A 6,299-nucleotide genomic window follows, 5' to 3' on the forward strand; every position below is an offset into this window, starting at 1 on the left:
AGAGGGAATCACGATGAATACAAGGGATAAGATACTAGACGGTGCCCAGCAGCTTTTCTGGAAATATGGTTATACCAAGACGACATTGAGGATGATCGCCAAAGAAGTGGATGTGAATCTGGGACTGCTTCCATACTATTTTGATAAAAAGGAAAATATAGGGATCGAGATATATTCACGTTATATGAGTAAATTTTATGAACGGATCCCATATAAGGAGTATGATGTACAAAACAGCATCGAGCATCTGCTCCTGACCTATCTGCTGCTGCAGTATCAGATGAATTTAGAACCGGGGCTTCTAAAGCTCTATGTGGAGCTTGTAAAAGAGGATGTTTTAAAATATTCGGTTGAAAGTTATACATTCAAATCTCTGGAACTGATCGAGCAGGAGTTTAAGCTGGAACTCAAGAGCCTGGATCTGGCAACAACGATCAGTATCATTAAGGGTGTGGAGCGTGCACTCATCGTGGGGAACATAGATGGGAAGCTCGATATGAACTATTTTGATATTAATGTCAACCTTGTGAAGTGCGCACTTCTGTATCTGGGCATCGACCGCGGGGTGATCAATGAGAATGTAACAGTTGTACGGAAAAAAATGTTGGAAAAAAAGATCGATTTCACTGTGTTTGACGGAGAGATTGCGGATGAGCATTAAGAGTGCCCATCCGCAGTCTTTTTTTGATTTACGGGAGAGAAAGTTTGATAAATTCTTGACAAAATGCAGTCTTCTTGTTATTATACATGTATAAATTATACGCGTATAATATTGAGAGAAGGAGAAGCTGTATGGGAGAAACAAAACCTAGTTATAAGAAAAATCTCGGCAAGCTGTTATTGATCGCATTTGCCGGGTCAATTATCTACGGGCTGCCGTATTTCAGGCAGTATTACTATGATGCCTATATGGAGATTTACAATCTGACAAACACGCAGATGGGAACCTTGGGGTCTGCATATGGACTTTTGGGATTGGTTTCCTATTTTATCGGTGGAGTTCTGGCGGATAAGTTTTCCGCAAAATGGCTGATGATCGGTTCTTTGATCGCAACTGGCATCGGGGGCTTTGCGCATTTATTTTTTACAGACTTTAAGGTACTCGTCTTTATCTATGCACTTTGGGGATTAACCTCACTGCTGACTTTCTGGCCCGCTCTTTTGAAGATGATCCGCACACTTGCAAGTGATGAGGAGCAGAGCCGTGCATACGGTACGTTTGAGGGCGGAAGAGGAGTTGCCAACGCATTACATATGGCAGCAGCGACTGCAATATTCGGCTTTTTCGAAGCAAAGCTGATGGCAGGGGCAGGAATCAAATGGATCATCATCTTTTATTCCGTATGCCCGATCGTCTGCGGTATCTTATTTATTTTCCTGCTGAAAAATCCGGGGGGAACTAAAAAAGCAGAGACAACGAAGATGAAGATGTCAGATATCATCCGTGTACTGAAGATGCCGGCAGTTTGGATGATGATCATTATTACATTTACGACCTATACCTTTAATATGTCCTATTTCTATATCACGCCGTATGCTACCAATATTCTTGGCACCACGGCAGTGCTTGCAGCGGTATTGACGGTTCTTGCACAATATGTAAGGCCGGTTGCGTCGACAGGAGGCGGATTCCTGGCTGACAAATTTGGAAAGTCAAGGCTGATGATCGTAGGGTTTGCATCCATGATCATTGGTATGCTTTTAGTGATCCTGGTTCCAAAGCTGAGCTCTGGAATGCAGATCGGGGCAATGATCCTGGCGTGTATCCTGGTGTATCTCGCTATGTACTCCAATTATGGAGTTTATTTTTCCATGCAGGCAGAGGGTGGGATCCCGATCGAGGTTTCTGGTATCGCAATCGGTGTGATCGCAACTGTGGGATATCTTCCGGAAGTGATCTGTCCGTATGTGGCAGGTAAGACGTTAGATGCTTTCGAGGGTGTTACCGGATATTATTATTACTTTACCGGAATGATCGTTATGGCAGTGATCGGCTGCGTAACATGTATGATCTGGTACCGCAAGTTTGGCAAAAAGGCATTAGCTGACAGTAAGAAGGCTGCAGCTGAGAGTAAAAAAGAAGCGTAGGAGGAATTTAGAATGAGTGTTGAAATTCATGAAAAAAAGATCATTACAGATTTACCATACGAAGTAGAAGTATTTGAAAACAGGTGGCTTACTTTATCTGACGGGACACAGCTGTCCTACAGACTCTGGCTTCCAAAAACAGAGAATAAAGCGCCAACACCGGTAATACTGGAATACATCCCATATAGAAAGCGCGACGGAACAAGAGGAAGAGATGAACCTATGCACGGATTCTTTTCCGGTCATGGATATGCATGTATTCGTGTGGATATGAGAGGAACTGGAGAATCAGACGGACTGATGCACGATGAATATCTACAGCAGGAGCAGGATGATGCACTAGAGGTGATCGACTGGATCAGCAAACAGCCGTGGTGTGACGGAAATGTAGGAATGATGGGCAAATCATGGGGCGGATTCAATTCTCTCCAGGTTGCTGCATTACAGCCGCCGGCTTTGAAGGCGATCATCTGTGTGGGATTCACGGATGACAGATATAATCATGATATTCATTATAAAGGTGGAAATCTTCTGAACGATAACTTCTGGTGGGGCTCCATCATGGCTGCTTACCAGAGCAGACCTGTAGATCCTGAGATCGCAGGAGATAAATGGCATGATCTCTGGATGGACAGATTGGAAAATATGCCGTTTTTGATCAGCAACTGGACGAAACACCAGACAAGAGATGAATATTGGAAGCATGGCTCTGTATGTGAAAACTATTCTGCCATCAAGGTTCCTGTATTTGCCATAGACGGATGGGCAGACTGCTACAGGAATACGCCATTCACCCTGATGAACGGTCTGGATGTGCCAAGAAAAGCCATCATCGGTCCGTGGGCACATGTATACGCACACGATGGAGATCCGCTTCCGGCAATGAGTTTCCTGGAGGAAGCAGTGAAATGGTGGGATAAATGGCTGAAGGGTATCGATAATGATACACTGGACTGCCCAATGATCCAGGCATGGATGGAAGACTATATGGTGCCGGATTCCCAGATGCCGGTCAGCGAGGGGCGCTGGGTAGGTGTCAATTCCTGGCCGACTGAAGATACACAGGATCAGGCATATTTCCTTACAAGAGGAAAGATGACAGATGTACAGAATGAGAAGAAAGAGATCGAGCTCTTAAAGACACCGCTCAATCATGGTATCTTAGGCGGAGAGTTCATGGGAGCGGGTGTGCATGGAGAGACTCCAAGCGACCAGAGAATCGAAGACGGTATGGCGATGGTATTTGACAGTGAAAAACTCGGCGAGGCGGTCGAAGTGTTAGGAGCGCCGGTCTTTAAGGTTCGGCTGTCTTCTGATAAAGAGGATGCAATGCTCTATGCGGCATTGGAAGACGTGGCACCGGACGGAGCGGTCAGAAGAGTTTCCTATGGTGTGATGAACCTGACACATCTGCAGGGTCATGATAAGGTCGAGAAGCTTGTACCAGGCGAAGAGGTAGATGTGACAGTAACTCTGGACTGCTGTGCTCATCGTTTTGAAGCCGGACACAGATTCAGACTCGCGCTGGCGACAAGCTACTGGCCGATGTTCTGGGTAAAACCGGAAGATGTGACATTATCCCTGGATCTGTCCACTGCTGAGTTTGCGATTCCTAAATTTGTCGGAAATGACTGTGAAGGCCCGAACATGAAGCCTGTCAGTGCTGCATATACGCCGTGTACGGTGCTCTCAGAGGGCCGTGTGGACAGAAGTGTTACTTATGACATTGTAAATGATTCATGGACCTGTATCACAGACGGAGTAGGCGGTGTATTCGGAGAAGGAATCTACCGTTTTGATGATATAGGAACCATTATCGAACATAACCTAAAGAGAGAGCTGACTCTGTCTAATAAAGACCCGTTGTCTGCAAAATATGTCATTACTCAGAAAATGAAACTGGGACGTGAGGGATGGCTTGCAGATGCAGATATTATCACAGAGCAGACTGCTGACCATGATTATTTCTATATTACCTGCGATATGAAGGTAAAAGAAGGAGACCAGTTAATATTTGACAGAAAGTGGGAAAGCAAAATAGAAAGAAATGGAAACTAATATATGAAGAAGATTAAGTTAAAGGCTCTCATTTTAGTGAATATTTCTGCCCTGTTTGGAATCAGATGGATCGCAAAATCGACCTCCGATTCTTTTGGGCTCGGTGTTGCAGCGATACCGATGTGGTTTATTTTCGCATTACTGTTTTTCGTACCGCAGGCACTGATCTGCGCGGAGCTGTCATCCGCATATCCGAGTGACAGTGGAATGTATGTGTGGGTAAAGGCTGCTTTTGGGGAAAAATGGGGATTCATGGTCTCCTGGCTGAACTGGACCTCAAAGCTGTTCTGGTATGCTTCGTTCATGACATTTTTTACTGTAAATATTGCCTATATGATCGGTAAGCCGGAAATCCTGGAGAATAAATACTTGACAGTAGCTATCGCTGTGGTTGTTTTTGTGACTTTATCGATCCTGAGCATAAACGGGCTTGCGAAGGTGAAGTTTCTGACAGGACTGGGAGCTTTCGGATCCATGATCCCCGCGGCGATCCTGATCATTCTGGCAATTGTGACTGTAGGGGCAGCAGGTGTGGAGCCTGCTTCATCCTACACCTTCCAGACACTTATGCCGAAGATGAATGGAAATACGCTGGTTGCGATCTCTGCGATCATCTTTGGTTATACGGGCGGTGAGGTCGTAGCAAATTTTGTGACAGAAATTGAGAATCCACGCAAGAACTATCCAAAGGCGATTTTGTTGTCAGCGGTGCTTGTAGGGATAATCTATGTGATCGGTTCAATTGCGATCACATCGCTCATGCCAACGAGTGAAATCAAAGCTTCAACGGGAATCCTGGATGCTATCAGCATCGGTGCGCAAAATGCCGGAATCGGTTCATGGCTGGTACGGCTTGTAGCGTTAGGGATCTCGGTATCGATATTAGGTGCAACAGTAATCTATATTGCCTCTCCGATCAAGATGCTGTTCGGAAGTGTTCCGGAGGGAATGTTCGGCAAAAAACTGACGGAAATGAATGAAGTAGGGATTCCAAAGAAAGCGGTATATCTGCAGACGGCGATCGTGTCACTGCTTTTAGTGGCCACATCTTTATTCCCTGGGGTAGATGCGATTTATAATATCCTGGTAACGATGACAGCATTAACGGCATTGTTCCCATATGTGATATTGATTCTTGCCTATATTCGGATCAAACAGAAAGATATGATAAAAGATCCCGTTTATGTTTTTAATGATAATAAAAATGTCTGTATCAATATTGCAAGAGTTGTCTTATTCCTGTGTATCATTGGGATCATATTTACCTGTTCACCGATCATGGGGGATTTCAAGATGAATCTTATATATGAGATAGAGATGATCGGCGGAGGACTACTTGTCATGCTTTCCGGGCTGTGGCTTTGGAAAAAGTATGAAAAAAGAATACATGCATAGAGGATCAAATGTTAGACGGATGGATATCACGCCAGGGAATTAGGCGGATATTCATCCGTTTTTTATCCTATCAAGGAATTGGCGAAGAGGGATGATACTATCTGCTTTGAGTATATTCTTTGTGAGAAGAGAGTTTGAAATATCAAGGAATTTACTAAGTTATCGTACTGTTAATCGTGTCATTTATCATGTCAATTTATCATGTCGTGAAATTTGTTGTTGACAAATGACAGGAGTTTGTGCTATTCTGTCATAGCTGTCCATTGAATACACAGTTTTGATATGACTTTTATATAATGAAAAATAATAAAAAGTTGTTGACAAGCTTAAGGCAGTGTGGTAACATATTAAAGCTGTCGCAAGAGAGAACGGCCGACGAGATAAAGAGCCGGACTTGAAGCAGAAAAGAAAATGAAAAAAGTTCTTGACAAACAGCAAACGATATGATAATCTATAAAAGTTGCTGCTGACGACAAAAACCGACAGCAGAAACGACAAAAAGAACCTTGATAATTAAACAATAGACAACAAACCCTTGAAAATTTCTTATAGAGAAAATTTTTAAGAACAGCATCATTTATGATGCACCCATCACTGAGAGTAATCTCGGTGGTAAGAACAGTAAAAGGGATAGAATTAGCTAGTAGCGATTCTTGAACTGGAACAAACACTTTTAACGAGAGTTTGATCCTGGCTCAGGATGAACGCTGGCGGCGTGCTTAACACATGCAAGTCGAGCGAAGCGCTTTACTTTGATT

General features: G+C 43.8%; 4 protein-coding genes and 1 rRNA gene. All 5 read left to right on the forward strand.

Annotation, left to right across the window (positions count from 1 at the left end; all coding sequences use genetic code 11):
* The first annotated feature begins 13 nt into the window (after positions 1-13).
* Positions 14-661, forward strand: coding sequence for a TetR/AcrR family transcriptional regulator (locus AC4OGX_RS15305; RefSeq protein WP_493331473.1), 648 nt, complete (start codon positions 14-16; stop codon positions 659-661).
* Between the two features lie 131 nt (positions 662-792).
* The gene (locus AC4OGX_RS15310; RefSeq protein WP_493331474.1) at positions 793-2,088 is read left to right on the forward strand and encodes an MFS transporter; all 1,296 of its coding nucleotides are present in this window, start codon (positions 793-795) and stop codon (positions 2,086-2,088) included.
* Between the two features lie 12 nt (positions 2,089-2,100).
* A complete protein-coding gene (locus tag AC4OGX_RS15315) occupies positions 2,101-4,146 on the forward strand; it encodes a CocE/NonD family hydrolase (protein WP_493331475.1) in 2,046 nt (681 codons plus the stop codon).
* 3 nt (positions 4,147-4,149) lie between these two features.
* Positions 4,150-5,541, forward strand: a complete 1,392-nt coding sequence (locus tag AC4OGX_RS15320) for an APC family permease (RefSeq protein WP_493331476.1) — start codon at positions 4,150-4,152, stop codon at positions 5,539-5,541.
* A 672-nt stretch (positions 5,542-6,213) separates the two neighbouring features.
* Positions 6,214-6,299: ribosomal RNA gene (locus tag AC4OGX_RS15325) — 16S ribosomal RNA — on the forward strand; the annotation flags it as partial.

Source organism: Faecalicatena sp., from assembly GCF_058819085.1.